Origin of the sequence: Clostridium sp. 19966 (assembly GCF_032335695.1) — a bacterium.
GTDB lineage: Bacteria > Bacillota > Clostridia > Clostridiales > Clostridiaceae > JACTOJ01.
In genome coordinates, this window is sequence record NZ_JACTOJ010000088.1 from 1 (window position 1) to 633 (window position 633).

Consider the following 633-nt stretch of genomic DNA (forward strand, 5'->3'; position numbering starts at 1 on the left):
GGTAAGAGCTTTAGGTTAGAACATAGGGAATCCTTGTTCAAACAAAAACAACTGGAAAAAATTCAGTAAAATTATTTGCCGAAATTTCTCCCAAAGTACTTGCCAGTTACAACTCTCCAATTATTAGAAAATTGCTCATCTGCTATTGTTGCTCCACAATGGATTGCATATTGAACTGCTTTTTCTAAATCATTAACGGCTAAGTCTATATGCGCCATTTGCTGTTGAGCTTCAGGCTCTTCCGGCCACACAGGCGGTTTATACTCAAGATTCCGTTGAAACAATATGCATGGATATGTTCCCTGATTGGTTCCTGGAGCATATACACATGCCCATTCTTCATCCATAACCATTGTTTCCCACTTGAGCAACGCCGCATAAAATTTTGCTAATTCATGCGGATCTTTGCAATCCACCGTAAATGAGTACATTTTGATTTTCAATTCATCATCCATAATGCTAATACCTCCTAATATAAATAATCTGCTCTACAAAATTACTATTTATAGTTATTTTTTAGGCTCTGTTTTAAATCAGTGTTGATTTTTACACTGATTTAAAACTTCCTTCAGTTCGGGGAGGCCACTGAAAAAGCTTCGCTTTTTCATGAAGAATTTAGCTAAATGCTAAATA

At 36.0% G+C, this 633-nt stretch carries 1 protein-coding gene; it reads right to left on the reverse strand.

Translation table 11 applies throughout. The annotated features are described in order from the left end of the window. Window positions 1-71 precede the first annotated feature (71 nt). A complete protein-coding gene (locus IAI10_RS24600) occupies window positions 72-455 on the reverse strand; it encodes a VOC family protein (RefSeq protein WP_315675951.1) in 384 nt (127 codons plus the stop codon). Window positions 456-633 lie beyond the last annotated feature (178 nt).

Coding starts and splice junctions, on each gene's coding strand:
- IAI10_RS24600 (WP_315675951.1), bottom strand. CDS start 455: ATGGATGATGAATTGAAAATCAAAATGTACTCATTTACGGTGGATTGC.